This is a genomic window from Oricola thermophila (assembly GCF_013358405.1).
Taxonomy (GTDB): Bacteria; Pseudomonadota; Alphaproteobacteria; order Rhizobiales; family Rhizobiaceae; genus Oricola; species Oricola thermophila.
Genome location: NZ_CP054836.1, coordinates 591,372 through 614,189 on the forward strand (window position 1 = coordinate 591,372; position 22,818 = coordinate 614,189).

Below are 22,818 nucleotides of genomic sequence, written 5' to 3' on the forward strand. Positions count from 1 at the left end.
GACGTCCGATGCCGCGCATAAGCAGGAACAGTCAAGCGAGGGGAGGGATGTCGTGAAGCTGTCGGCCAATCTCGGATTTCTGTGGAGGGAATTGCCGTTGCCCGAGGCGATCCGGGCGGCCAAGCGCGCCGGATTCGACGCGGTGGAATGCCATTTCCCGTTTGACGTGCCGACGGACGAGGCGAGGGCGGCGCTGGACGAAACTGGCCTGCCGATGCTCGGCCTCAACACCCGGCCGGGCGAGGATGGCGAGTTCGGCCTGGCCGCCCTTCCGGACCGCGAGGCGGATGCGCGCGCGGCAATCGAACAGGCTCTCGACTATGCCAAGGCAACCGGCTGTCGGGCAGTTCACGTCATGGCGGGAAAACCCGATGACAGCGCGCGAGCCGATGCCGCCTTTCGCGCCAATCTGTCTCATGCCTGCGAGTTGGCCGGAAACACCACCATCCTGATCGAGCCGATCAACACGCGTGACGTGCCGGGCTACCATCTGGCGACCATCGAGCAGGCGGCGGAAATTGTCTCCGCCCTCGGATATCCCAACCTGAAGATCATGGCAGACTGTTACCACCTCCAGATCATGGGCGGCGATCTTCTCCGGCGCATCGAGAAACATTTGCCGATGATCGGCCATGTCCAGATTGCGGCGGTGCCTTCACGCGGGCGTCCGGACGAGGGGGAGCTGAACTATCCCTGGATCGCTGCCGCGCTCCGCGACATGGGCTATGAAGGCTATTTCGGCGCGGAATACCGACCGGACGGACCGACGGAGGATAGTCTCGGCTGGATGGGCATGCTTCAGTCCCGGTAGCCGGCGGCGAACATCGGCCCGCCTCGGAAACGCGGGAAACCGTAGCCGTGCACCATCGCAACGTCGATGTCCGACGGCTTCAGCGCGATGCCTTCATCCAGAACGGCGCGGGCCTCTGCCTGCATTGAGGCCAGGATACGCTCCATGATTTCTTCCGCCGTGAACGGTTTGCGCGTGAAGCCAAGGCGTGCGCTTTCCTCAAGGATGATCTTCTCGACCGCCGGGTCCGGCTGGCCCGCCTTCGCCCCATCCGCATAGGCGTACCAGCCGGCCGCGGTCTTGCGGCCGAAACGGCCGAGCTCGCAGAGACGGTCTGCGATCCTGGAATAACGTTCATCCGCCGGGCGCGTAGCGGCCCGGCGCTTGCGCATGGCCCAGGCGATGTCGAGACCGGCCATGTCCTGCACGGCATAGATTCCCATGGCGAAGCCGTAGTCGCGCATGGCCGCATCGACGTCCTGCGGCAGCGCTCCTTCTTCGAGAATGAAATCGCATTCGCGGCGATAGGCGGCCATGATGCGGTTGCCTATGAAGCCGTCGCACACACCGGCCAGGACGGGAATTTTCCTCAGCTTCTTCGCCAGCGCAAAGGCTGTGGCCAACGTGGCCGGCGCGGCGGCGTCGGTGCGCACGATCTCCAGCAGCTTCATGATATGGGCGGGCGAGAAGAAATGCAGCCCGACGACGCGGGAGGGGTCCTTCGTTGCATTCGCCAGTTCGTTGACGTCCAGATAGGAGGTGTTGGAAGCGAGAATGGCGTCGGCGCGGCACACGCGATCCAGCTCGGTAAAGACCTCGCGCTTGACGCCCATGTCCTCGAACACGGCCTCGATTACGAGATCGGCGGCGGAAAGCGCATTGTAATTGTCCTGGGCGGAAAAGCGGGACAGCGCGTCCTTCCAGGCGGCGTCGGATAGCAGGCCGCGCTTGCGGCTGCCGTCCAGGATGCCCGCGACGCGTTCCCGGGCCGTTTCGGCTGCCGCTGCATCGCGCTCGGTCAAAACCACGGTCATGCCGGCCAGCAGCATGGCAGCGGCTATGCCCGCTCCCATCGTGCCGCCGCCGACAACCCCGGCAACTCCGAGGCCAAGCGGCTCGACATTCTCGATCTCGGCGGGGCGGCCGGTGTTGCGCTCGGCGAAGAACATGTAGCGCAGCGCCGCGGCCTGTTCGGTGTCGCGCAGGCGCAGAAATCGCGCCCGCTCAGCTGTGAGGGCGTCGGCGACCGGCAGTGTGACGCTGTCGCGCAAAGCATGGAGCGCCTCGACGGGTGACTGTTGTCCGCGTGCCTTGGCGGCGATCCTTTTCTCCTTCTCCGTCCAGAACGATGCGTCCGGCCGGTCGCGCGGCGTCCGCGCCGATGTGGGTTCCGGCTTGCCGGATTGAATCAGTTCTTCGGCGTAAGCCCTTGCTTCAGAAACAAGATCGTTGTTCGAGATGCGGTCGACCAGGCCGATCTCCAATGCCCTGCCGGCACTGACCGGCTTGCCGCCCGTAACCATCTCCATGGCGTTTTCCATCGCGACCAGCCGGGGCAGGCGGACGGTGCCGCCGGCACCGGGAACCAGGCCGAGCGTAACTTCGGGCAGGCCGAGCTTCGCCTTTCCGTCGGCAATGCGGGCATGGCAGGCGAGCGCCAGTTCCAGGCCGCCGCCAAGCGCCGAACCGTGGATTGCGGCTACAACCGGTACACGCGCAGTTTCCACCGCTTGGAGTACGTCCGGCAGGTGAGGTTCTTCCGGTGGCTTGCCGAACTCCCTGATGTCGGCGCCGGCAACGAATGTTCGTCCGGCGCAGGCCAGCACCGCTGCCTGCACGGTATCGTTGGCGTCGATCTCGCGAATGGCATCAAGGATTCCCTGGCGGACCGCCTGCGATGTCGCGTTGACCGGGGGATTGTCGATCAGGACGGTGGCAACGCCGCCATCAACCGAGATGGAAACGGGTGAGGTCATCGGGCAAGCTCCAGCGTGTCGGCCTCGCCCGCGGCGATGCGGTGAAGGCCGCCCAGGATGAAATCGGCCACCAGCCGGGCATAGTCTTCCCTTCCCAGTCCCGTGCCTTCGCGGTGCCACATGTAGAACCAGTTGAGCATGCCGAATGCGGACATGGCGGCGGGCTTCAGCAGTTCCGGCCGCGCGGCGAACAGGTCGGGCGCAGTGGCGCGGATCGTGTCCGCCATGATCGCGACGAGGCGGCGTTGCAGGTCCTTCAGTGTTTGCTGCTGTTCTTTCGGCAAGGCGGACAGTGCATTGAGCTGCACCTTGTGCTCGGCATCGGCATCGCGATAGGCGGCGAGGATCGTTCCTGTCAGCGCGTAGAGACCGCTCTGCGGATCATTGGACGGCGGAACTGCCTCCACCGCTTCAACGAGGTTCGACAGGTGGACATGCACGATGTCGAAAAGAATGGCATCCTTGCTCTCGTAGTAGTGGTAGATCAGCGCCTTGGAGACGCCGCACTCCTTCGCCAGCCGGCTCATGGATGCGCGGTCGTATCCGTTCTCGGCAAAGAAGGCGGCTGCCGTCTTGAGGAGCGCCGCGCGCTTCTCGTCGTGATCCTTGGCGATCGTCCGTGCCAACGTGCAACTACTCCTTCGGCCGGTTGTCCAGGATTCGCTGCGCCTTGCCCTGGCTGCGCGCGACGCCCTCCGGCGTGGTGACGTCGATGCGGGCGGTGATGCCTATAACCTGCTTGATGCGTTCGGCAAGATCGGCAGCGGCCGTTGCGCGTGCGATCTCGTCGGCATGGTCGGCAAGGGCTTCCACATGGACCGTCATCTCGTCCATGCGGCCTTCCCGGGTCAGCTCGATCTGGAAATGCGGGGCAAGGCCCGGAACCTTCAGGAGCTGTTCCTCGATCTGGGTCGGAAAAACGTTGACGCCGCGAATGATCATCATGTCGTCGGAACGGCCGGTGATCTTTTCCATGCGACGCATGGTGCGGGCCGTGCCCGGCAGCAGGCGCGTCAGGTCGCGCGTGCGGTAGCGGATGATCGGAAAGGCTTCCTTGGTCAGCGAGGTGAATACCAGTTCGCCCTGCTCGCCGTCCGGCAGCACCTCGCCGGTCACCGGGTCGATCACCTCGGGATAGAAGTGGTCCTCCCATATATGCAGGCCATCCTTGGTCTCGACGCATTCGTTGGCGACGCCGGGGCCGATCACCTCCGAAAGACCGTAGATGTCGACGGCGTGCATGTCGAAGGCCTGCTCGATCTCCTCGCGCATGGCATTGGTCCAGGGTTCGGCGCCGAAAATGCCGACCTGAAGCGGGCTTTCGCGGGGATCCAGCCCCTGGGCACGATACTCGTCGAGAATCGACAACATGTAGGAAGGCGTGACCATGATGGTCGATGCCTTGAAATCCTCGATGAGCGTGACCTGGCGGGCGGTCATGCCGCCGGAAACCGGGACCACGGTGCAGCCGAGTTTCTCTGCGCCGTAGTGGGCGCCGAGGCCGCCGGTAAACAGGCCGTAGCCATAGGCGACGTGAACGACATCGCCGGGCCGCGTGCCGGAGGCGCGCATCGAGCGGGCGACGACCGTGGCCCAGTTGTCAATGTCGTTGCGTGTATAGCCGACGACGGTCGGCTTGCCGGTCGTGCCGGACGACCCGTGGATGCGCACGACCTGCTCGCGCGGGACGGCGAACATGCCGAAGGGGTAGTTGTCGCGCAGGTCCTGCTTCACGGTAAAGGGAAACCTGGCCAGATCCGACAGGTCCTTCAGATCGTCGGGATGGACGCCGGCCTTGTCGAAGGCTTCGGTGTAGAACGGCACGTTCTCATAGGCATGACGCAGCGACCATTTCATGCGTTCCAGCTGCAGGGCGGCAATCTCGTCGCGCGATGCGATTTCGATCGGGTCGAGCTCGTGGCGTGCCGGTGCGATATCCTTCATTTCTACCTCCTCCCGTGGCGGCGATGCCGCCCGAACTATTGAACTTATTCCTCGCTGAACAGCGTGCCGCTGACCGTTCGTGCCAGTCCGCGAAAAAGGGCAATCACGGTGCCGTCCTGGTTGGTCACGGTCACGTCCCAGGTTCCGGAACGACCCGAGCGGACGACTTCCCGCGCTTCCGCAACGAGCCTGTCGCCGGTTCTCGCCGGCGCGGCAAAGGTGATCGAGTTCGACTGGGCGACCGTGACCTTGTTGTAGCTGTTGCAGGCGAAGGCGAAGGCCGAGTCGGCCAGCGCAAAGATGACGCCGCCATGACAGATGTCATGGCCGTTCGTCTGGCAGTCGCGCACGGTCAGTGACATGGTTGCCGTGCCGGGGCCGACCGCATCGAGCGACATGCCGAACCACTTCGATGCATCGTCGCTTGCCCACATGGCCTCTGCGCTCTTCTCGGCGCGTTCCTGGTCGGTGATCGCCATGACGCTCAGCCCTTTCCGGTGAATTTCGGGGCGCGCTTGTCGAAGAAGGCGATGACGCCTTCCGCATAGTCCGGCGTGCGGCCGGCGCGGCCCTGGTACTCGGCCTCCATCTCCAGGTGGTCATCGAGCGCATTGGCGGATGCCGCGTGGATCAGTTCCTTGGTGAGGGCGTAGCCGACGGTCGGCCCCGCGGCGAAGCTCGCGGCCATTGCGCGGGCTTCCGCCATCAGCTCGCCATCGGGCAGCGCCTTCCATATCAGCCCCCAGTCGGCGGCCCTGGAGGCCGGCAGGGGCTCCCCGGTCAGCGCGAGCGCCTTGGCGCGCGCTTCCCCGAGAAGCCGCGTCAGCATCCAGGAGCCGCCGGCATCCGGGATCAGGCCGATCTTCGCAAAAGCCTGGATGAAGGCGGCGGACTCGGCGGCCAGTACGATATCGCAGGCGAGTGCAATGTTCGCGCCGGCGCCGGCGGCGACGCCGTTGACGGCGCAGACGACGGGCTTCGGCGCATTGCGGATCATGCGTATCAGCGGATTGTAGAAGCGGTTGAGCGTCTCGGAGAGGTCGGGAGCGCCCGTCATCTTGCGCGGATCGCGATCTCCGAGATCCTGGCCGGCACAAAAGCCCTTGCCGTTGCCCGTCAGCAGGATCGCGCGGCAGGTCTCGTCGGCTGCCGCGTCCCCGATGGCAGCGCGCAGGGCAAGGTGCATTTCCTCGTTGAGAGCATTGCGCCGGTCGGGCCGGTTGAGGGTGATCTCCACCCAGCCTTCGTTGCGCTCGATCAGGATTGTGTCGCTCACGCCTTCGCCTCCCACGAATTCGACGCCACGCCGCGCGGCGACCCGGCGGCGAGAAAAGCGTTGCATAAACCGACCGGCCGGTCAATATTGTTTGGAACAGTTCCACCGGGAGGAGAACACCATGACCGCCATGAAGCTGGAGAGCTATGCCGCCGGACAATGGATCGGGCCGGGGCCGGATGCACGGGCGATCGCGTCGGCCGTCACGGGCGAGGAGGTCGCGATCGCGGGATCAGCGCTCGATTTCCAGGCGATGCTCGACCATGCCCGATTTACCGGAGGTCCAAACCTGCGGGCGATGACGTTTCATGATCGCGCCCGCATGCTCAAGGCGCTGGCGATCCACCTCGGAGAGCGCAAGGACAGGCTCTACGAACTGTCGCTGCATGCCGGTTGCACCAAGGCCGACAGCTGGATCGACATAGATGGCGGTATCGGCACGCTATTCGTCTTCGCGTCGAAGGGCAGGCGCGAACTGCCGGATGCGCATGTCTACGTTGACGGCGGGATCGAACAGCTGTCGCGCAACGGCACCTTTCTCGGTCAGCATATCCTGACGCCGCTGCAGGGGGCGGCGGTCCATATCAATGCCTTCAACTTCCCGGTCTGGGGCATGCTGGAGAAACTGGCGCCGACGCTGCTTGCCGGCGTGCCGGCGATCGTCAAGCCGGCGACCGCGACCAGCTATGTGGCGGAAGCCTGTTTCCGCATGATGGTGGAAAGCGGCATCCTGCCCGAAGGCGCCGTGCAGTTCATTGCCGGCGGCACCGGTGACCTGCTCGACCGGCTGACGCCGCAGGATGTGGTTTCGTTCACCGGATCCGCCGCTACGGCGCTGATGTTGCGATCCAGTCCGCACATATTGCAGAACTCGATCCGGTTCATCGCCGAACAGGACAGCCTGAACGCCTCCATATTGGGGCCGGACGCCGGGCCGGGTACGCCGGAATTCGATCTGTTCGTCAAGGAAGTGGTCAGGGAGATGACGGTGAAGGCCGGGCAGAAATGCACGGCAATCCGGCGCATAATCGTACCCCGGGCAGTCGAGGGTGATGTCATAGAGGCGCTGAAGGCGAAGCTCTCGCGGACGGTTGTCGGCGATCCTTCCGCCGAGGGGGTGCGCATGGGGCCGCTGGCCTCGCTCGCGCAGCGGCGGGACGTGCTCGAGAAGGTGGCCGTTATCGGCCAGGAGGCGGAATGCGTCCATGGCGATCCCGACGCGTTTTCCGTCGAAGGGGCGGACGCGAAAAAGGGTGCATTTGTCCCGCCAATGCTGTTCCGCTGCCCCGACCCGGTTGGCGCCGCCAGCATTCACAGCACCGAGGCATTCGGGCCGGTTTCGACGGTCATGGCCTATGACGCTCTCGACGAGGCAGTCGCCCTTGCCAATCGCGGCGGTGGAAGCCTCGTCATGTCACTGATAACGCACGATCCGGACGTGGCGCGCGACGTGGCACGCGGGGCAGGGGCTTGGCATGGTCGCATCTACATCAACGACCGCGATTCCATGGGCGAATCGACCGGTCACGGTTCGCCGCTGCCGCACCTGACCCATGGCGGACCGGGCAGGGCAGGCGGCGGCGAGGAAATGGGCGGTGTCCGCGGCGTGTTCCACTACATGCAGCGTACCTCGGTGCAGGGAAGCCCTAACATGCTTGGCGCGGTGGCGGGCACATTCGTTCCCGGATCGAAGACCTTCGAGACCGACCGCCATCCGTTCACCAAGCCGTTCGAGGAACTGCAGCTCGGCGAGACGCTGCACACGAAACCGCGGACCGTCACGCTGGAGGACATCGAGCACTTCGCCCATTTCACCGGCGACACTTTCTACGCCCACATGGACGAGGACGCGGCAGCCGCGAACCCGTTCTTCCCGGGTCGCGTTGCGCATGGCTATCTGCTTCTGTCGTTTGCCGCGGGGCTTTTCGTCGAGCCGTCGCCCGGCCCGGTGCTGGCCAATGTCGGCCTCGACGGGTTGAAGTTCATGAAACCGGTGTCGCCGGGAGACTCGATTGCCGTGGCACTGACCGTCAAGCGAAAAACGAGACGAACCGACACCTATGGCGAGGTTCGCTGGCATGTCGTTCTGACCAATCAGGACGGGGAGACGGTCGCCGAATACGAGCTGCATACAATGAACGCCTACGCCGGGGCGAGCTGACCGGTGCGCTCCACGATTTGCGGTAGCGTGGATTGAGGGAATATATCCCTCCGGAACAGGCCGATTCGGGGGGGCAATGGACGTCGACATTGAAAAGTGGGATTCGATCATCGCCGGGCTGCAGGGAAAGCAGCGCCTGCGGGTGTGGTCGGTGATCATCACCGTGTTCGGCGATGCCATTGTGCCGCGCGGCGGATCGATCCCGCTGAAGTCGTTGCAGGAAATCCTGGGCCGGCTCGGCATCGAGGCGGGAGCAGTGAGAACCGCGCTGTCGCGGCTGGCGTCCGAAGGATGGGTGATACGCGAGCGCCGCGGCCGGCTCAGCCACTACAGCCTCGACAAGCGGGGGCGGAGCGCCTTCGACGAGGCTACGCAACTGATCTATGCGCCGGGACCGCCGGAATGGGACGGGCGCTGGAGCGTCGCGGTTCCGACGGCGGGCAACGGCGATGCGGGTGCCGAACTCGAAGCGATAGGCTTCGTTTCGCGCGGCGGCACATGGATCAGGCCGGAGGTCAAGGGCGCCAAGCCGTTGCCCGAGCGCCTGGAGCACTACCTCGTTATCCATGATCAACCCGGCATCGCGCCCGTCGATGCGCATAGCTTCTGGTCGCTTGACGCGGTAAGGGCCGCCATCGAGAGCTTTCGCCGGTCGCTCGAACCGCTGGCAGCGGCACTCGATGGTGATTGCGAGCCGGCGCCGCTGGATGCGATCGCGCTGCGAACACTTCTGATCCACGAATGGCGGCGCATTATCTTGCGCTCGCCGGCCCTGCCTGCGGAGCTGTTGCCCTCATCCTGGCCCTGCGGCGACGCTAGGGCGACGCTCAAGGCAATCTACGGCAAGCTCATAGGGCCTAGCGAAGCATGGCTGACCGAGCAGGGCTTGCCTCCGCTCGACGACCCGGACGCCTTTGCCGCCCGGTTCGGAGGCAATCAGTCTTCCAGGTAGGCGAAGGTCAGCATCGCTGTCACCGCGATCTTTTCGCTCCCCGCGGGGACGATCTCGACGCTCGCATAGGCCATCCGCCTGCCGTTCGACAGCACTTTCACCCGTACCTCTGCATCGCCCGGCGGCAGGGGACGCATGAATTTCACCGACAGATCCACGGTCGTGCAGAAGCGGAACCGCCCGTTGACGGCTGCCAATGTTACCACCGCGCAGGTATCGGCAGCGGCAGCGCTTGCCTGGCCGCAGATCACGCCGCCGACATGCACGAGCCCCTTGTTCTCCGGCAGGACGAAACGGCCGCTATCCGGCCCGAATTGCAGCGGCTTCAACCCCAGCGCGACCACCCATGGCGCGAATGCCGATGCGAGTGTCTCCTCCGCTTCCTTCACTCCGAACGACATGCCGTCCCCCTCCTTGTTGTGTTACGGAATATTGCCATGTTATGAGAATTCTGTTACATATTAATCGGCCAATCACAATGCACCGGAGCGAGCGATGTACAGCCAGGGATTGATCGGGGCGCAAACTGAGACCGGGGAGGACGAGGCGTTTCTGGAGCGGTTTCAGGCCCGTATCGATGCCGAGGAAAAGATCGAGCCGACCGATGATATGCCGGAAGGCTACCGTCGTACGTTGATCCGTCAGATTGGCCAGCATGCCCATTCGGAGATCGTCGGCATGCTGCCGGAAGGCAACTGGATCACGCGCGCGCCGACGCTGAAACGCAAGGCCGCTCTTCTTGCCAAGGTCCAGGACGAGGGTGGCCACGGCCTTTATCTCTATTCCGCGGCCGAGACGCTTGGTGTCAGCCGCGAGCAGATGACTGAGGAATTGCTGGCAGGAAAGGCGAAATATTCCTCCATCTTCAACTATCCGACGCTGACCTGGGCCGATATCGGCGCCATTGGCTGGCTGGTCGATGGCGCGGCGATCATGAACCAGATACCGCTTTGCCGGTGCTCCTACGGACCCTATTCGCGGGCGATGATCCGCGTCTGCAAGGAGGAGAGCTTCCACCAGCGGCAGGGCTACGAAATCATGATGACGCTGGCGCGCGGTTCCAGCGAGCAGAAGGAGATGGCGCAGGATGCGCTGAACCGCTGGTGGTGGCCGTCACTGATGATGTTCGGCCCTCACGATACCGACAGCGTGCATGGCGACCAGTCGATGAGGTGGAAGATCAAGCGCTTCTCCAACGACGAGCTGCGCCAGCGCTTTGTCAATGCCACCGTGCCGCAGGCCGAGTTCATCGGTCTGGAGATTCCGGACCCCGACCTGAAGTGGAACGAGGAAAAGCAGGGATACGATTTCGGTCCGATCGACTGGGACGAGTTCTGGCGCGTCGTCCGGGGTAATGGCCCGATGAACCGGGAACGCATCGCCGCGCGTCGCAAGGCACACGAGGAGGGGGCCTGGGTGCGCGAGGCGGCCAACGCCCATGCGGCCAAGCGAAAGGCGCGCGCCGAAGCCAGCAGGATTGCAGCGGAGTAACGACATGAGCAAGGAAACCACGCCCCTTTGGGAAGTATTCATCCGGCCGCGCAACGGCCTTGCCCACCGCCATTGCGGTTCGCTGCACGCGGCGGATGCTGAGATGGCGTTGCAGGCGGCGCGCGACGTCTATACGCGGCGCGGCGAGGGCACATCGATCTGGGTCGTGCCGTCGGCACAGATCACCGCTTCCGATCCCAAGGACAAGGACGCGCTGTTCGAACCGACCGCCGAGAAGATCTACCGTCATCCGACCTTCTACGACATCCCCGACGAAGTCGGGCACATGTAGGAGAGGATGATGAAGGAGGAGCTTTTCGAACTGCTGCTGCGGCTCGCCGACGACCACTTGGTGCTCGGCCATCGCATCTCGGAATGGTGCGGACACGCACCGACGCTGGAGGAGGATCTCGCGCTACCCAACATTGCCCTCGACCTGATCGGACAGGCGCGCTCGCTCTATACCTATGCAGGCGAGATCGAAGGCAAGGGGCGCGACGAGGATCATCTGGCCTATCTCCGTCTTGAGCGCGAATATCGCAACCTGCTGCTGGTGGAACGGCCGAACGGCGATTTCGCGCATACCATTCTGCGCCAGCTCTATTTCTCGGTCTTCATGCAGGCCTGGTGGCGCGAGGCGGTAGCCTCGACGGACGAGACGCTGGCTGCCATTGCCGCGAAGGCCGTCAAGGAATCCGTCTATCACGTGCGTCACGCTGCCGAATGGACGATCCGTCTCGGCGACGGCACCGAGGAGAGCGCCCGCCGAATGGCTGCCGCGGTGGATGCGCTCTACCGCTATACGGGCGAGTTGTTCGAGACCGACCAAGTCACCGACAGCCTGGCAGCCGCTGGCGTTGCGCCGGATCCTGCCTCGCTGAAGGACGAATGGGATCGCACCATCGCCGAGATCTTCGCCGAGGCACGGCTTGAACTGCCGGATCCCCGAACTTGGCAGCAGACGGGTGGCCGCAAGGGCTTCCACGGCGAGGAGATGGGGTACCTTCTTGCCGAACTGCAGTATGTGCAGCGTGCCTATCCGGGGCTGACATGGTAGCCGAAACCGTCCTGGATCACGCCGGTATGCAGGCGAGGGCATGGGAGGCGGCGGCGGCGGTTCCCGACCCGGAAGTGCCGTGCGTCACGGTTGCCGATCTCGGCATTCTGCGCTCGGTCGCAATCGACGATGACGGCGTGGCGGTCGCCAGGGTGACGCCGACCTATTCAGGATGTCCGGCAACACTTGCCATCGAGCTGGCGGTCGAGACCGCATTGCGGGAGGCCGGCTTCGATGCGCGTGTAGAGCGTGTTCTGTCGCCGGCCTGGACCACCGACTGGATCGGAGAGGAGGCCCGCGAGAAGCTGCGCGCCTACGGCATTGCGCCGCCGGCGGAAGCATCGGGCTCGATCCGCTCGCTGTTCGGCGAAACGCAAGTGAGCTGTCCGCGGTGCGGATCGTCCGATACCAGCCGCATCTCCGAATTCGGATCGACGCCATGCAAGGCGCATTACCGCTGCGAGGCTTGTCTCGAACCGTTCGACTACTTCAAGTGCATCTGAGAAGATACGCCCATGTCCTTGCAATTCCATGAACTTTCTGTTGCCGACATTACCCGCGAGACGCCAGATTCGGTCTGTATCGCCTTCGACGTTCCCGATGATCTGCGCAATACGTTCTGCTACAAGCCCGGCCAGCATCTGACATTGCGCGCGAATATTGCGGGCGAGGACGTGCGCCGCTCCTACTCGATCTGCTCGGGTCTCAACGAGGGACGCCTGCGCGTTGGCGTCAAGAAGGTCGATGGCGGCGTTTTCTCGGCGTTCGTGAACGAGAAGTTGAACAAGGGCGACGTCATCCAGGTTCTGCCGCCCCAGGGCCGTTTTGCAGTCGAGGTCAGCGAAAGCGCCGTCCACAACTACCTCATGGTCGCGGCCGGCTCGGGTATCACGCCGATCCTGTCGATGATCCGGTCTACGCTGGAATGCGAGCCATCGAGCGAGGTGACGCTGGTCTACGGCAACCGCGAAACCGGCTCGATCATGTTCCGCGAGGAACTGGAGGACCTGAAGGACCGTTTCCTCGACCGTTTCCGCACGGTGCACATCCTCTCGCGGGAGACGCAGGACGTGCCCCTGTTCAACGGTCGCATAGACGCCGAGCGGTTGGGCAAGCTGGCAGGCGCCGGCCTTATCCAGCCGGCCGAGGCCGACGGCATTTTCATTTGCGGCCCCGGTGAACTGATCGACGAGGCGGCCGGTGCGATCGAACGGCTCGGCGCCGACCGGAAGCGCATCCATTTCGAGCGGTTCACGACCGATGGCCAGCCCCGCCAGGCTTCGAGAGCCACGCGCGAAGCAGCGGAAAGGGGCGTTACGGTCGAAGTCGTGCTCGATGGTGTCTCGAAGAACTTTGCATATGACGATCCGTCAAAGCGGGTGGTCGATGCGGCTGCGGCGAAGGGCATCGAACTTCCGTACTCCTGTGCCGGCGGCATGTGCGCGACATGCCGCTGCAAGGTCGTCGAGGGAACGGCCGAAATGGATGCGAACTATTCCCTTGAACCGTGGGAGACCGAGGCGGGCTATATACTGGCGTGCCAGGCGCGCCCGACTTCGGAAAGGCTTGTACTCGATTTTGACGCCGTGTAACTGACGGCCAGAATCCCCTGCAAAGTGCAAACATCAGTGTGTGCCGCTGTGGTACATCATGGTGCGTTCTCACAGTTGTACCTTAGCTGTTTGTTGTCTTTTCGTAACGTAATGTCGTGTTGATCTGGGTCTTCCGGGCGGGGGGATTCCGGCGCAACGATGTATTTGCAGGGTTTATATGCCTCATTTGTTCCCGTCCCGGGGGAAATTCTTCCGGTCCATTTCGCGCCCGAGTGTAATTGCCGGTGGCATCGCTCTTGCGGTCACAGTGGTGATGGGGCTTTTCGTGGATCAGCAGAATCGCGCGGTGCATCACCAGAGTTCCCGCTCTCATGTCGCCGAACAGCTTGGCATCGTTCGCGCCCGGCTTGAGGGAAGCGTCAATGCCAACATTCAGCTGATACGGGGGCTGGTGGCTGTCATTGCCACGCAACCGGACATGGACCAGGAACGATTCAGCGAAATTGCCAGCGGCCTGCTGGGCGATCACTCCCAGTTGCGCAATATCGCCGCAGCGCCGGGGATGGTGATCAGCATGATGTATCCTCTCGAAGGCAACGAAAAGGCGATAGGCCTCGACTATCGCAAGAACGAATTGCAGCGAGAAGCTGCGCTGCGCGCCGTCGAAACCGGTGACATGGTGCTGGCGGGGCCGGTGGAGCTGCTGCAGGGCGGGCAGGGGTTCATCGGCCGGTTTCCCGTCTTTCTGGAGGTTCCGGGGAACTCCCGAGAACTTTGGGGTCTCGTTTCCGCTGTCGTCGATGCTCCGAGGCTTTATGCGGACAGCGGACTCCTTGCGGACGATCTCCAGATCGACATAGCCATTTCCGGCAAGGATGCCCGGCTCGCGGACAGAACGGCATTCTTCGGAAAAGCGGAGGTTTTCGACAGCCAGCCCGTGCAGTTGCAGGTCTCCCTTCCGAGCGGCAGTTGGCGGATTGCCGCCATCCCGCGGGGTGGCTGGAACGACACGCCGGAAAATGTCTGGCAGGTGCGAGGCATTATCCTGATGGCGAGCATTCTTGTCATCCTTCCGATTTCCGTTGCGGGCTATCTATTCGACCAGCGGAAGGCGCATGTACGCGAACTGAGGTTGCGCCAAAACCAGATGCAGCGCCTGTCCCAGCGGCTCAAGTTGGCCCTCGATACATCCAGGATCGGGGTATGGGAATTCAACCTCGATACGCGGGAATTGAGCTGGGACGCGAGAATGCGGGAGTTGTACGGAATCGACGACGATGCGGACAATGTAGACTTTGATGTCTGGACCGATGCGATCCATCCCGATGACCGGGAACAGGCGCAGGAAGCATTCCGGCATGCCATCGAAACGAGGGGAACCTTCAATTCCGATTTCCGTATTCGGACCGAGGACGGGACGACGCGCTGGATCCGCGCGATAGGCGCCGTGCACAATGATGTCGGTCGGCAAAACTATATAGTCGGTGTCAACTGGGACGTGTCGGCCGATTTCGAACTGAAGATGCGGCTCATGTCCGCGAACCGAAGCACCGAGCTGCGGAATCGCGAACTTGAAGATGCCCGTTCGCAGATGGAGCACAATTCGCTTCACGACAGTCTGACAGGTCTGCCCAACCGGCGATTTCTCGATCAGCGCCTGATGGCAGGCGGAAATGAACCGAAGCCGGCAGCGTTGCTTCATATCGACCTCGACCGGTTCAAGCAGATCAACGATACGTTGGGCCATGCGGCCGGCGACGCCATGCTCGTTCACGCGGCCTCCATTCTGAAGGCGAACACACGCGACACTGATTTTGTCGCACGGGTCGGCGGGGACGAATTCGTCATTGCGACCGTTGCTCCGACCGATGAAGCGCGCCTGTCCTCGCTGGCGAGTCGCATCATCGAAGAAATGCGCCAGCCGGTGGCCTATCAGGACCACACGTGCAGATTTGGTGTCAGTATCGGAATTGCCGTCGCCGACACCAGTGTGAGCGGATATGGCAAGAGACTTCTGGTGGATGCAGACATCGCGCTCTACCGGGCAAAGAGCAACGGCCGCAACCGGTTCGAGTTCTTCTCTTCATCGCTCAAGGCCGAAATCGTGCGCAACAAGCGCGTTGCAGACGACATCCTGGGCGGTCTCGAGGGAAGGGAATTCGTGCCCTGGTTCCAACCCCAGTTCGATGCGGCGACGCTCGAGATCGTCGGCGTGGAGGCGTTGGCGCGGTGGGAGCATCCCAAGGAAGGAATTCTCGCACCGGACGCGTTCATGCGGATTGCTGACGAGCTCAATGTCGTCGCGCTGATCGATCGGACGATTCTTGAGCAGGCATTGTGGGCGTCGACGCGTTGGAAGGCGGCCGGGCTCTCGATCCCGAAAATGTCCGTCAACGTGTCCGCGGGCCGCCTGCATGATGCGGACCTGATGAGCACGCTGGACGGGCTTTCCATCGAACCGGGAACGGTTTCTTTCGAATTGCTGGAATCCATATTCCTCGATGACGAGAACAAGACGATCGCCGGCAATTTCGAGCAGCTGAGAGCGAGGGGAATCGATATCGAGATCGATGACTTCGGTACCGGTTACGCCTCGATCGTCAGCCTTGTTCATCTTCAACCCAAGCGGCTGAAGATCGACCGGCAATTGATAACGCCGATCATCCACTCCGACCGCCAGCGCCGCCTCGTCGCATCCATCATCGATATCGGGCGGTCGCTCGGGATCAATATCGTAGCCGAGGGTGTGGAGACGATGCGGCATGCCGAAATTCTCCGCGATCTCGGCTGCGATGCCCTTCAGGGATATGCCTTCGCGGCACCAATGTCGTCAGGAAGCCTGATCGAGTTCGTCCGCGAGGAACGCTGGCGGCAGGTGGCGTGACGGCGCGGGCGGTCAGGCCGCCCGGCGAGTCGTCCTGTCGAATGGAATCTGGACATCGACCTCGAGCGTCGAGACCTGCAGTCCGCGTTCCAGCTTCACGTAGACCTTGTTGTCGTCGACTTTCACGTGCTTCGAAATGACCGCGAGAATCTCATCCCGCAGGATCGTCACGAGGTCATTGCCGCCGACCGATGCTCGTTCATGGGCGAGGAGCACCTGCAACCGGTCGCGCGCGGTCGTGGCCGTCTTCGGCTTAACGAACAATCGGAAGATATTCATGCCGCCTTCCTTCCGAAGAATTTGCCGAAGAATCCGCGCTTGTCCGTCGGGATGGTGACGGGCACGGTTTCGCCGGTCAGGCGCCGGGCTGCCTCGTAGTAGGCGCGCGCCGTCTCGCTGTTCCTGTCGGCGAGGGTAACCGGCGTCCCAAGGTTCGATGCGCGGAGCACGTCCGTGCTTTCCGGGATGATCCCGAGCAGCGGGATCGACAGGATCTCCAGCACGTCATCGACCTGCAGCATGTCGCCGGCCTCGGCGCGAGACGGATCGTAGCGGGTGAGGAGCAGATGCTTTTCCACGCGTTCGCCGTTTTCCGCCTTCACTGTCTTGGCGTCAAGAAGGCCGATGATGCGGTCGGAATCGCGAACGGAGGAGATTTCCGGATTGGTGACGACGATCGCAATGTCGGCATGGCGCATTGCCAGCGTGGGGCCACGTTCGATGCCTGCCGGGCTGTCGCATATGACCCAGTCAAAGTTCTTTTTCAGCGCGGTGATCACCTGCTCGACGCCCTCGGGGGTCAATTTGTCCTTGTCGCGCGTCTGCGAGGCAGGCAACAGGTAGAGCGTTTCCACACGCTTGTCTCGGATCAGCGCCTGGGCGAGCTTGGCTTCGCCGTGAATGACATTGATCAGGTCATACACAACGCGCCTCTCGGCACCCATCACCAGGTCGAGATTGCGCAGGCCGACATCGAAATCCACCACGACGACCTTGTCGCCGCGCTGCGCCAGCGCTGCGCCTATCGCCGCCGTGGAGGTGGTCTTTCCGACGCCACCCTTGCCGGATGTCACCACGATTGCTTTTCCCATAGAAGTCTCCTTTTCCCGCCGCCGGAGCCGCTGGCTCAGCTCAGTGTTTCCGCCAGAATTGCATCGCCTTCCAGCCAGAACTGCACGCCCTTGCTTCGCAGTCCGGGATCGATGTCCTCGGATGTCTTGTAGTAGCCGCATATCGCGATTAGCTCCGCCTCGAGCTTGCGGCAGAAGATGCGCGCCGAGGTGTTGCCCATGGAGCCGGCTGCCGCACGGCCGCGCAAGGTGCCATAGACATGGATCGAACCGCCCGCGATTACTTCCGCGCCGGATGCCACCGATCCGACGATCGTAATGTCTCCGTCGCATACCAGCGACTGGCCCGAGCGTACCGGCTCGGTAATCAGGGTAGACGGCGCCGGCGGCGGCGCGGGCTCCGCCTTATTGGCAGGAACCTCGGATTCCACATGGTCGATGATCGGCGTTTGCGCGTCCGTGACCTCAATGCCGGTGGCCGGACGACCGCCGCGCATTGCAGGCGGCATGTCGTAGCCGAGCAGCGACGACCGTGCGCCTTCGATGCCCATAACCCGGACCTGCCGTTGGCCCAGTTCGCCGACCAGGTCGCGCAATTGCGGCCGGTCGATTTCGAGGCCCTCGACATTGAGCACGATCGGACGCTGCAGAAAGAAGCCTGCCGAGCGCGCTGCCAGGTCGTCAAGCCGGGCCAGCCAGTCGCTGAACGGCAGCTCGGGGCTGAGTACGAGCGCCAGAAAGGAGCGACCTTTGAGACGGATGGGCTGGGTTGCAGTTAGCACTTCGGTCATCTTGGTGAATATTCCGTTACCCAAGGTCTAGGTTGAACATGGTTAACGAATGGTTACTGCGCGGGGCTTGCGGGAGGATGGAATTTTCGACGCGCGAAAGCATCGATAGAGGCGGGTCGTTGATAGTTACAAATGAAACTATTAGCCTTCCGCACCATATCGGACGCTGAGGAGGATCCCATGCTCGACACCGTCAAGGAAGACCTGAAGTCTTCGGCCGCAACGGCCAATGAATTGCAATACATGCCCGGATTCGGGAATGATTTCGAGACCGAGGCACTGCCCGGCGCGCTGCCGCAGGGCATGAACAGTCCGCAGAAGTGCAATTACGGACTCTACGGAGAACAGCTCTCCGGAACGGCATTCACCGCACCGAGCCACCAGAACGAGCGAACCTGGTGCTACCGCATCCGCCCGTCGGTGAAACATTCGGGCCGCTACGAGAAGATCGAGCTTCCCTACTGGAAATCCGCGCCGCATATCGTCGACGACGTGATCTCGCTCGGCCAGTATCGCTGGGACCCGGTGCCGATGACTGGCGAGAAGCTGACCTGGCTTACCGGCATGCGCACCATGACGACGGCGGGCGATGTCAACACCCAGGTCGGCATGGCGAGCCACATCTATCTCGTCACCGAGTCCATGGTGGACGAATATTTCTATTCCGCAGATTCCGAACTGCTGGTCGTGCCGCAGGAGGGCCGACTGCGCTTCTGCACCGAGCTCGGTATCATCGAAGTCGAGCCGAAGGAGATCGCGCTGATCCCGCGCGGCCTCGTCTACCGGGTCGAGCTGGTGGACGGGCCGGCGCGCGGCTTCGTCTGCGAGAACTACGGCCAGAAATTCGAGTTGCCGGGCAGGGGGCCGATCGGCGCCAACTGCATGGCCAACCGGCGCGACTTCAAGACGCCGGTGGCGTATTACGAGGACCGCGAGGTGCCGTCCGCCCTCACCATCAAGTGGTGCGGGCAGTTCCACCGAACCGAGATCGGCCATTCGCCGCTCGACGTCGTCGCCTGGCACGGCAACTACGCGCCCTGCAAGTACGACATGCGCAACTACTGCCCGATCGGCGCCATCCTGTTCGACCATCCGGACCCGTCGATCTTCACCGTGCTGACCGCGCCGTCCGGCGTGCCGGGCACGGCCAATATCGACTTCGTGCTGTTCCGCGAGCGCTGGATGGTGATGGAGGACACTTTCCGTCCGCCCTGGTACCACAAGAACGTGATGAGCGAGCTGATGGGTAACATCTACGGCCAGTACGATGCGAAGCCACAGGGCTTCGTGCCGGGCGGCATGAGCCTGCACAACATGATGCTGCCGCACGGTCCGGACCGCGAGGCATTCGAGAAGGCATCCAATGCCGATCTCAAGCCGGAAAAGCTCGACAACACGATGAGCTTCATGTTCGAGACCCGCTTCCCGCAGCACCTCACGGAATTCGCCGCGAAGGAAGCGCCGTTGCAGGACGACTATATCGACTGCTGGACGAGCCTCGAGAAGAAGTTCGACGGCACGCCAGGGAAGAAATAGGCGAACGGTTCCCGCGCCATCTCAACTCCTGCATCCAGCAGGCTGAAATTTCTGCATTTTGCGGGCGAGCACTTCGCGGCTCGCCCGTTTCGCATGTCCGCCCCCTCCAGCCGGCAATGCCGGATTGCGTTGAATTCAACTTATTTCCCGCTACACTCTTCCGGTGACGGAGGAGTAGGCAGATGACTGATGGATGCATCACGGTTCTGCTCGGAACCACCAAGGGAGTCTTTCTCCTGGCCAGTGGCGACGATCGCGACCGATGGAAAGTCAGCGGGCCCTTTTGCGATGGTTGGCCGATCAACCACGTCATCGGTGATCCGGAAACAGGGCGGCTCTGGGCTGGCGGCGGCGGCGACTGGCACGGAGCCGGAATCTGGCGTTCCGAAGATGGCGGCGCAAGCTGGGAGCTGACGCGCCTCTCGGGCGGTACCATGGACGAATGGGCAGCCAATGACGAGGATTTCGCGGCGATGATCGGGTGGGCCGGCGAGCCGCTGCCGTTCGAGGGGCAGTTCTCGCAGGTCTGGTCGCTGCACCATGCGCACGGCACGCTCTATGCCGGCACCAAGCCGGCCCGTTTCCTCGCCAGCCGTGACGGCGGCAGAACTTGGGAACATCTGGAGGGGCTCGCCAACCATCCCTCGGCCGACAGCTGGAACCCCGGCGCGGCCGGGCTGACGCTGCACACCGTCGTCTCCGATCCGGTAGACCCGAAGAAGATATGGGTCGGCATATCGGCGGCGGGTGTCTTCGCCACCGAGGACGGGGGAAAGACATGGGAACGGCGCAACCGCCTCTCCAACGCGGGCGCCTGCGACCACCACGACCATCCCGCGGCGCCGCGCGACGGCGAAATCGGGCATTGCGTGCACAACATGATGCGCGCCGCCGGTGACGGGGACCTGCTCTACCAGCAGAACCACCACGGCGTGTGGCGCTCGGCGGATGGCGGGCGAAGCTGGGACGACATCACCGAGGGGTTGCCGTCGACCTTCGGTTTCCCGATCCGCGTCCATCCGCGCGATTCGGAAACGGTCTGGACTGTGCCGCTCAATGGCGACAGCGCGGGCCGCTATCCGCCGGACGCGGCCGCGGCGGTGTGGCGGTCGCGCGACGGTGGCAAGACATGGCAGGACATGCGTTCCGGCCTTCCGCAGGAAGCCTGCTATTTCACCGTGTTGCGCCAGGCGATGGGCGGGGACGGGCGCGATCCCGCCGGCGTCTATTTCGGCACCAACAGCGGTTCGGTCTTTGCCAGTTTCGACGAGGGTGACAATTGGCAAGAGATAGCCCGGCACCTGCCGACGATCCTTGCCGTCGAGGTCATGGACCGGGCGTAGTCGGCGCGCGCGGGGCGCGCCGACAGATCAGAAGCCTTCCAGCACCAGCTTGCCGCGCGCCTTGCCGGTTTCCAGTGTCGCATGGGCGCGCTTGAGGTTTTCGGCGATGATCGTGCCCACGATCTCGGTGGCGGTTGAGCGGATCCTTCCGGCATCCAGAAGCGCCGAAACCTCGTTCAGGATCTCGCCCTGCCGGCCGATGTCGGGGGTCTCGAAGAGCGGCCGGGTGAACATCAGTTCCCAATGCGTCGAGACGGCCTTGGTTTTGAACGGCTTGATGTCCAGCGTCTCGGGATCGTCGATCAGTCCGAAGCGGCCCTGCGGCGCGATCAGTTCGGCGATCTGTTCGATGTAGAGCTCGGTGCGGTTGGTCGAGAACACGTATCCCGGCTGTCCGATGCCCAGCGCCTCGATCTGCGGGGGCAGGGGGCTGGCGTGGTCGATCACGTGGTGGGCGCCCAGTTCGCGCGCCCAGGCCTGCGTTTCGGGACGCGAGGCCGTGGCGATGACGGTCAGGTCGGTCAGGGCGCGCATGAGCTGGATCGCGATAGAGCCGACGCCGCCGGAGCCGCCGATGATGAGGACGGCGGGCGCGGCGCCGGGCACGGGATCGTTCACGCGCAGCCGGTCGAACAGCATTTCGTAGGCGGTCAGGGTGGTCAGCGGCAGCGCGGCGGCCTCGGCGGCCGACACGGATTGCGGCTTGCGGCCGACGATGCGCTCGTCGACGAGGTGGTATTCGGCGTTGGTGCCGGGCCGGTTGATGGCGCCGGCATACCAGACCGTGTCACCCGGCTTGAACGCGGTTGCCCTGTCGCCCGTATCGACAACCTCGCCAACGGCGTCCCAGCCGAGAATGGCCGGGGCATTGCCTTCCGGCGGACGGTTCTGCCGGATCTTGTAGTCCACGGGATTGACCGAGACGGCCTGTACGCGCACGAGCAGGTCATGGCCGGCCGGGGTCGGCCTGTCGGCTTCGAAATCGAAAAGGGCATCGTCCCGGTCGATTGCACCGGGTGTGTTGTAGCCAACGGCTTTCATGGGGGGCTCCTAAATTCGAGGAAAGTGACCGCTGTTCTGCGGTCAGATCGCGACGGACAGCCGCGCGAGTATGTCTTCAATCGCGCTTACGATTGCAGCCGATTTGGCCGGGTCGAGCGCATCCCTGTGGGGCGGGGCAAACCGGCCGGAATCATTGTCGAAGTAACGGCCGGAGGCGGATGCGAAGTCATCCGACAAGGCGGCGCGTACGAGTATCCCGGCCCCGATGCCGATATCGCCTCCGGCGACGCCGAAGCCATCCTTCACCATCTTGGTGCCGAGCATCGAGCCGGGATTGACCGCGACGACCACGGGACCGTCCTCGCCCAGCGACCGCGCCAGTTGGCCGGACCACATGGTCAGCGCGAGCTTGCTCTGCGCATAGGCGTCCATGTCCGACAGCCGGAGGTTGCCGGCGAGCGCGTCCGGATAGACCGGGGACTGCGCCGCAGAGGACAGGTTGACGATCCGGGCGGATGCGCCCAGCAATGGCAGCAGGCGGCGGGTCAGCAGGTAGGGCGCGATGGTGTTGACCGCGAAGCGGACGTCCAGCCCGTCGGGCGTTACCGTTTCCGGCGCCTTGAGGATGCCCGCATTGTTGATCAGCACATCGAGCGAGCCGTGTTTGGCGGCAACCGCCTTGGCGAGCGCCTCGACATCGGCCATGCGCGACAGGTCGGCGACATGGCTCTCCACCTCGCCGCCGCCCGACAGCGCGGAAACCGCCCTGACCGCGTCTTCCAGCTTCGCAGGATTGCGCCCGTGCAGGATGACCACGTGGCCGGCTGTTGCGAGCTTTTTCGCAGTTTCGAGGCCGATGCCGTCCGTCGAACCGGTAATAAGGATGGTCAGCGGCATGTCGCCATCTCCTTTGACATTTTACGTTGGTCACGCGCATATGAGCGGGTAGAAACATATTGGCAAGTACGCACATTTTTTGCCTATAGGTACAT

22 protein-coding genes are annotated in these 22,818 nt (G+C 63.4%); 11 read left to right on the forward strand and 11 right to left on the reverse strand.

Going from position 1 to position 22,818, the window contains the following annotated elements; translation table 11 throughout:
• Window positions 1-52 precede the first annotated feature (52 nt).
• On the forward strand, window positions 53-811 hold the full coding sequence (locus HTY61_RS02740; RefSeq protein ID WP_175275356.1) for a hydroxypyruvate isomerase family protein: 759 nt from the start codon (window positions 53-55) through the stop codon (window positions 809-811).
• Here HTY61_RS02740 and HTY61_RS02745 read toward each other — a convergent pair.
• Genes HTY61_RS02745 through paaG form a run of 5 tightly spaced genes read right to left on the reverse strand, consistent with a single transcriptional unit; the run spans window position 799 to window position 5,986 of the window.
• Complete coding sequence (locus tag HTY61_RS02745; RefSeq protein ID WP_175275357.1) at window positions 799-2,766, reverse strand: 3-hydroxyacyl-CoA dehydrogenase NAD-binding domain-containing protein; 1,968 nt, start codon at window positions 2,764-2,766, stop codon at window positions 799-801. The two genes, HTY61_RS02740 and HTY61_RS02745, sit on opposite strands and share 13 nt — an antisense overlap.
• On the reverse strand, window positions 2,763-3,392 hold the full coding sequence (locus tag HTY61_RS02750; RefSeq protein ID WP_175275358.1) for a TetR/AcrR family transcriptional regulator: 630 nt from the start codon (window positions 3,390-3,392) through the stop codon (window positions 2,763-2,765). Before HTY61_RS02750 ends, HTY61_RS02745 begins: the two co-directional genes overlap by 4 nt.
• A 7-nt stretch (window positions 3,393-3,399) precedes the next feature.
• Entirely contained in the window at window positions 3,400-4,710 is a 1,311-nt protein-coding gene (gene paaK / locus HTY61_RS02755) for a phenylacetate--CoA ligase PaaK (RefSeq protein ID WP_175275359.1), read from the reverse strand.
• Window positions 4,711-4,754: 44 nt separating this feature from the next.
• Complete coding sequence (paaI, locus tag HTY61_RS02760; RefSeq protein ID WP_175275360.1) at window positions 4,755-5,189, reverse strand: hydroxyphenylacetyl-CoA thioesterase PaaI; 435 nt, start codon at window positions 5,187-5,189, stop codon at window positions 4,755-4,757.
• Window positions 5,190-5,194: 5 nt separating this feature from the next.
• A complete protein-coding gene (gene paaG, locus HTY61_RS02765; protein ID WP_175275361.1) occupies window positions 5,195-5,986 on the reverse strand; it encodes a 2-(1,2-epoxy-1,2-dihydrophenyl)acetyl-CoA isomerase PaaG in 792 nt (263 codons plus the stop codon).
• Window positions 5,987-6,107: 121 nt separating this feature from the next.
• On the opposite strand from paaG, the gene paaZ reads away from it, so the two are divergent.
• Both paaZ and HTY61_RS02775 read left to right on the forward strand, forming a co-directional pair.
• Window positions 6,108-8,147, forward strand: a complete 2,040-nt coding sequence (paaZ, locus tag HTY61_RS02770; protein ID WP_175275362.1) for a phenylacetic acid degradation bifunctional protein PaaZ — start codon at window positions 6,108-6,110, stop codon at window positions 8,145-8,147.
• Between the two features lie 76 nt (window positions 8,148-8,223).
• Entirely contained in the window at window positions 8,224-9,099 is an 876-nt protein-coding gene (locus HTY61_RS02775; RefSeq protein WP_175275363.1) for a PaaX family transcriptional regulator, read from the forward strand.
• Here the strand turns inward: HTY61_RS02775 and HTY61_RS02780 are convergent.
• Window positions 9,084-9,500, reverse strand: coding sequence for a PaaI family thioesterase (locus HTY61_RS02780; RefSeq protein WP_175275364.1), 417 nt, complete (start codon window positions 9,498-9,500; stop codon window positions 9,084-9,086). The two genes, HTY61_RS02775 and HTY61_RS02780, sit on opposite strands and share 16 nt — an antisense overlap.
• 94 nt (window positions 9,501-9,594) lie before the next feature.
• Here HTY61_RS02780 and paaA point away from each other — a divergent pair, with 94 nt between their 5' ends.
• The 6 genes from paaA (at window position 9,595) to HTY61_RS02810 (ending at window position 16,084) form a co-directional block, all read left to right on the forward strand.
• Window positions 9,595-10,590 carry a 1,2-phenylacetyl-CoA epoxidase subunit PaaA gene (paaA, locus tag HTY61_RS02785; RefSeq protein ID WP_175275365.1) on the forward strand — a complete coding sequence of 332 codons (996 nt, stop codon included), beginning with the start codon at window positions 9,595-9,597 and terminating at the stop codon, window positions 10,588-10,590.
• Between the two features lie 4 nt (window positions 10,591-10,594).
• Window positions 10,595-10,882 carry a 1,2-phenylacetyl-CoA epoxidase subunit PaaB gene (paaB, locus tag HTY61_RS02790; RefSeq protein ID WP_175275366.1) on the forward strand — a complete coding sequence of 96 codons (288 nt, stop codon included), beginning with the start codon at window positions 10,595-10,597 and terminating at the stop codon, window positions 10,880-10,882.
• A 9-nt stretch (window positions 10,883-10,891) separates the two neighbouring features.
• Window positions 10,892-11,647, forward strand: coding sequence for a 1,2-phenylacetyl-CoA epoxidase subunit PaaC (paaC, locus tag HTY61_RS02795; protein WP_246272902.1), 756 nt, complete (start codon window positions 10,892-10,894; stop codon window positions 11,645-11,647).
• On the forward strand, window positions 11,641-12,150 hold the full coding sequence (gene paaD / locus HTY61_RS02800) for a 1,2-phenylacetyl-CoA epoxidase subunit PaaD (protein WP_175275368.1): 510 nt from the start codon (window positions 11,641-11,643) through the stop codon (window positions 12,148-12,150). The genes paaC and paaD overlap by 7 nt, the downstream gene beginning before the upstream one ends.
• A gap of 12 nt (window positions 12,151-12,162) precedes the next feature.
• Window positions 12,163-13,239, forward strand: a complete 1,077-nt coding sequence (gene paaE / locus HTY61_RS02805; protein ID WP_175275369.1) for a 1,2-phenylacetyl-CoA epoxidase subunit PaaE — start codon at window positions 12,163-12,165, stop codon at window positions 13,237-13,239.
• Window positions 13,240-13,525: 286 nt separating this feature from the next.
• Entirely contained in the window at window positions 13,526-16,084 is a 2,559-nt protein-coding gene (locus tag HTY61_RS02810) for a bifunctional diguanylate cyclase/phosphodiesterase (RefSeq protein WP_246272903.1), read from the forward strand.
• A gap of 12 nt (window positions 16,085-16,096) precedes the next feature.
• On the opposite strand, the gene minE is transcribed toward HTY61_RS02810, so the two are convergent.
• From minE to minC, 3 genes are read right to left on the reverse strand one after another with little or no spacing between them, the layout of a single operon-like run.
• Window positions 16,097-16,363, reverse strand: coding sequence for a cell division topological specificity factor MinE (gene minE / locus HTY61_RS02815; RefSeq protein ID WP_175275371.1), 267 nt, complete (start codon window positions 16,361-16,363; stop codon window positions 16,097-16,099).
• Entirely contained in the window at window positions 16,360-17,175 is an 816-nt protein-coding gene (gene minD, locus HTY61_RS02820) for a septum site-determining protein MinD (protein ID WP_175275372.1), read from the reverse strand. Before minD ends, minE begins: the two co-directional genes overlap by 4 nt.
• A 35-nt stretch (window positions 17,176-17,210) precedes the next feature.
• Window positions 17,211-17,945, reverse strand: a complete 735-nt coding sequence (gene minC / locus HTY61_RS02825) for a septum site-determining protein MinC (protein ID WP_175275373.1) — start codon at window positions 17,943-17,945, stop codon at window positions 17,211-17,213.
• 180 nt (window positions 17,946-18,125) lie between these two features.
• Here minC and hmgA point away from each other — a divergent pair, with 180 nt between their 5' ends.
• Together hmgA and HTY61_RS02835 are read left to right on the forward strand one after the other, a co-directional pair.
• The gene (gene hmgA, locus HTY61_RS02830; protein ID WP_175275374.1) at window positions 18,126-19,481 is read left to right on the forward strand and encodes a homogentisate 1,2-dioxygenase; all 1,356 of its coding nucleotides are present in this window, start codon (window positions 18,126-18,128) and stop codon (window positions 19,479-19,481) included.
• A 182-nt stretch (window positions 19,482-19,663) separates the two neighbouring features.
• Window positions 19,664-20,824, forward strand: a complete 1,161-nt coding sequence (locus HTY61_RS02835; RefSeq protein WP_175275375.1) for a WD40/YVTN/BNR-like repeat-containing protein — start codon at window positions 19,664-19,666, stop codon at window positions 20,822-20,824.
• 27 nt (window positions 20,825-20,851) lie between these two features.
• Here HTY61_RS02835 and HTY61_RS02840 read toward each other — a convergent pair whose 3' ends face one another.
• Window positions 20,852-21,865, reverse strand: a complete 1,014-nt coding sequence (locus tag HTY61_RS02840) for a zinc-binding alcohol dehydrogenase family protein (protein ID WP_175275376.1) — start codon at window positions 21,863-21,865, stop codon at window positions 20,852-20,854.
• 42 nt (window positions 21,866-21,907) lie between these two features.
• On the reverse strand, window positions 21,908-22,723 hold the full coding sequence (locus HTY61_RS02845) for an SDR family NAD(P)-dependent oxidoreductase (RefSeq protein WP_175275377.1): 816 nt from the start codon (window positions 22,721-22,723) through the stop codon (window positions 21,908-21,910).
• Window positions 22,724-22,818 lie beyond the last annotated feature (95 nt).

What these genes read in the sequence shown, in the direction of transcription:
- HTY61_RS02745 (WP_175275357.1), bottom strand. Translation starts at nt 2,766, where the DNA reads ATGACCTCACCCGTTTCCATCTCGGTTGATGGCGGCGTTGCCACCGTC.
- paaK (WP_175275359.1), bottom strand. Translation starts at nt 4,710, where the DNA reads ATGAAGGATATCGCACCGGCACGCCACGAGCTCGACCCGATCGAAATC.
- paaI (WP_175275360.1), bottom strand. Translation starts at nt 5,189, where the DNA reads ATGGCGATCACCGACCAGGAACGCGCCGAGAAGAGCGCAGAGGCCATG.
- paaZ (WP_175275362.1), top strand. Translation starts at nt 6,108, where the DNA reads ATGACCGCCATGAAGCTGGAGAGCTATGCCGCCGGACAATGGATCGGG.
- HTY61_RS02775 (WP_175275363.1), top strand. Translation starts at nt 8,224, where the DNA reads ATGGACGTCGACATTGAAAAGTGGGATTCGATCATCGCCGGGCTGCAG.
- HTY61_RS02780 (WP_175275364.1), bottom strand. Translation starts at nt 9,500, where the DNA reads ATGTCGTTCGGAGTGAAGGAAGCGGAGGAGACACTCGCATCGGCATTC.
- paaA (WP_175275365.1), top strand. Translation starts at nt 9,595, where the DNA reads ATGTACAGCCAGGGATTGATCGGGGCGCAAACTGAGACCGGGGAGGAC.
- paaB (WP_175275366.1), top strand. Translation starts at nt 10,595, where the DNA reads ATGAGCAAGGAAACCACGCCCCTTTGGGAAGTATTCATCCGGCCGCGC.
- paaC (WP_246272902.1), top strand. Translation starts at nt 10,892, where the DNA reads ATGAAGGAGGAGCTTTTCGAACTGCTGCTGCGGCTCGCCGACGACCAC.
- paaD (WP_175275368.1), top strand. Translation starts at nt 11,641, where the DNA reads ATGGTAGCCGAAACCGTCCTGGATCACGCCGGTATGCAGGCGAGGGCA.
- paaE (WP_175275369.1), top strand. Translation starts at nt 12,163, where the DNA reads ATGTCCTTGCAATTCCATGAACTTTCTGTTGCCGACATTACCCGCGAG.
- minE (WP_175275371.1), bottom strand. Translation starts at nt 16,363, where the DNA reads ATGAATATCTTCCGATTGTTCGTTAAGCCGAAGACGGCCACGACCGCG.
- minD (WP_175275372.1), bottom strand. Translation starts at nt 17,175, where the DNA reads ATGGGAAAAGCAATCGTGGTGACATCCGGCAAGGGTGGCGTCGGAAAG.
- minC (WP_175275373.1), bottom strand. Translation starts at nt 17,945, where the DNA reads ATGACCGAAGTGCTAACTGCAACCCAGCCCATCCGTCTCAAAGGTCGC.
- hmgA (WP_175275374.1), top strand. Translation starts at nt 18,126, where the DNA reads ATGCTCGACACCGTCAAGGAAGACCTGAAGTCTTCGGCCGCAACGGCC.
- HTY61_RS02835 (WP_175275375.1), top strand. Translation starts at nt 19,664, where the DNA reads ATGACTGATGGATGCATCACGGTTCTGCTCGGAACCACCAAGGGAGTC.
- HTY61_RS02840 (WP_175275376.1), bottom strand. Translation starts at nt 21,865, where the DNA reads ATGAAAGCCGTTGGCTACAACACACCCGGTGCAATCGACCGGGACGAT.
- HTY61_RS02845 (WP_175275377.1), bottom strand. Translation starts at nt 22,723, where the DNA reads ATGCCGCTGACCATCCTTATTACCGGTTCGACGGACGGCATCGGCCTC.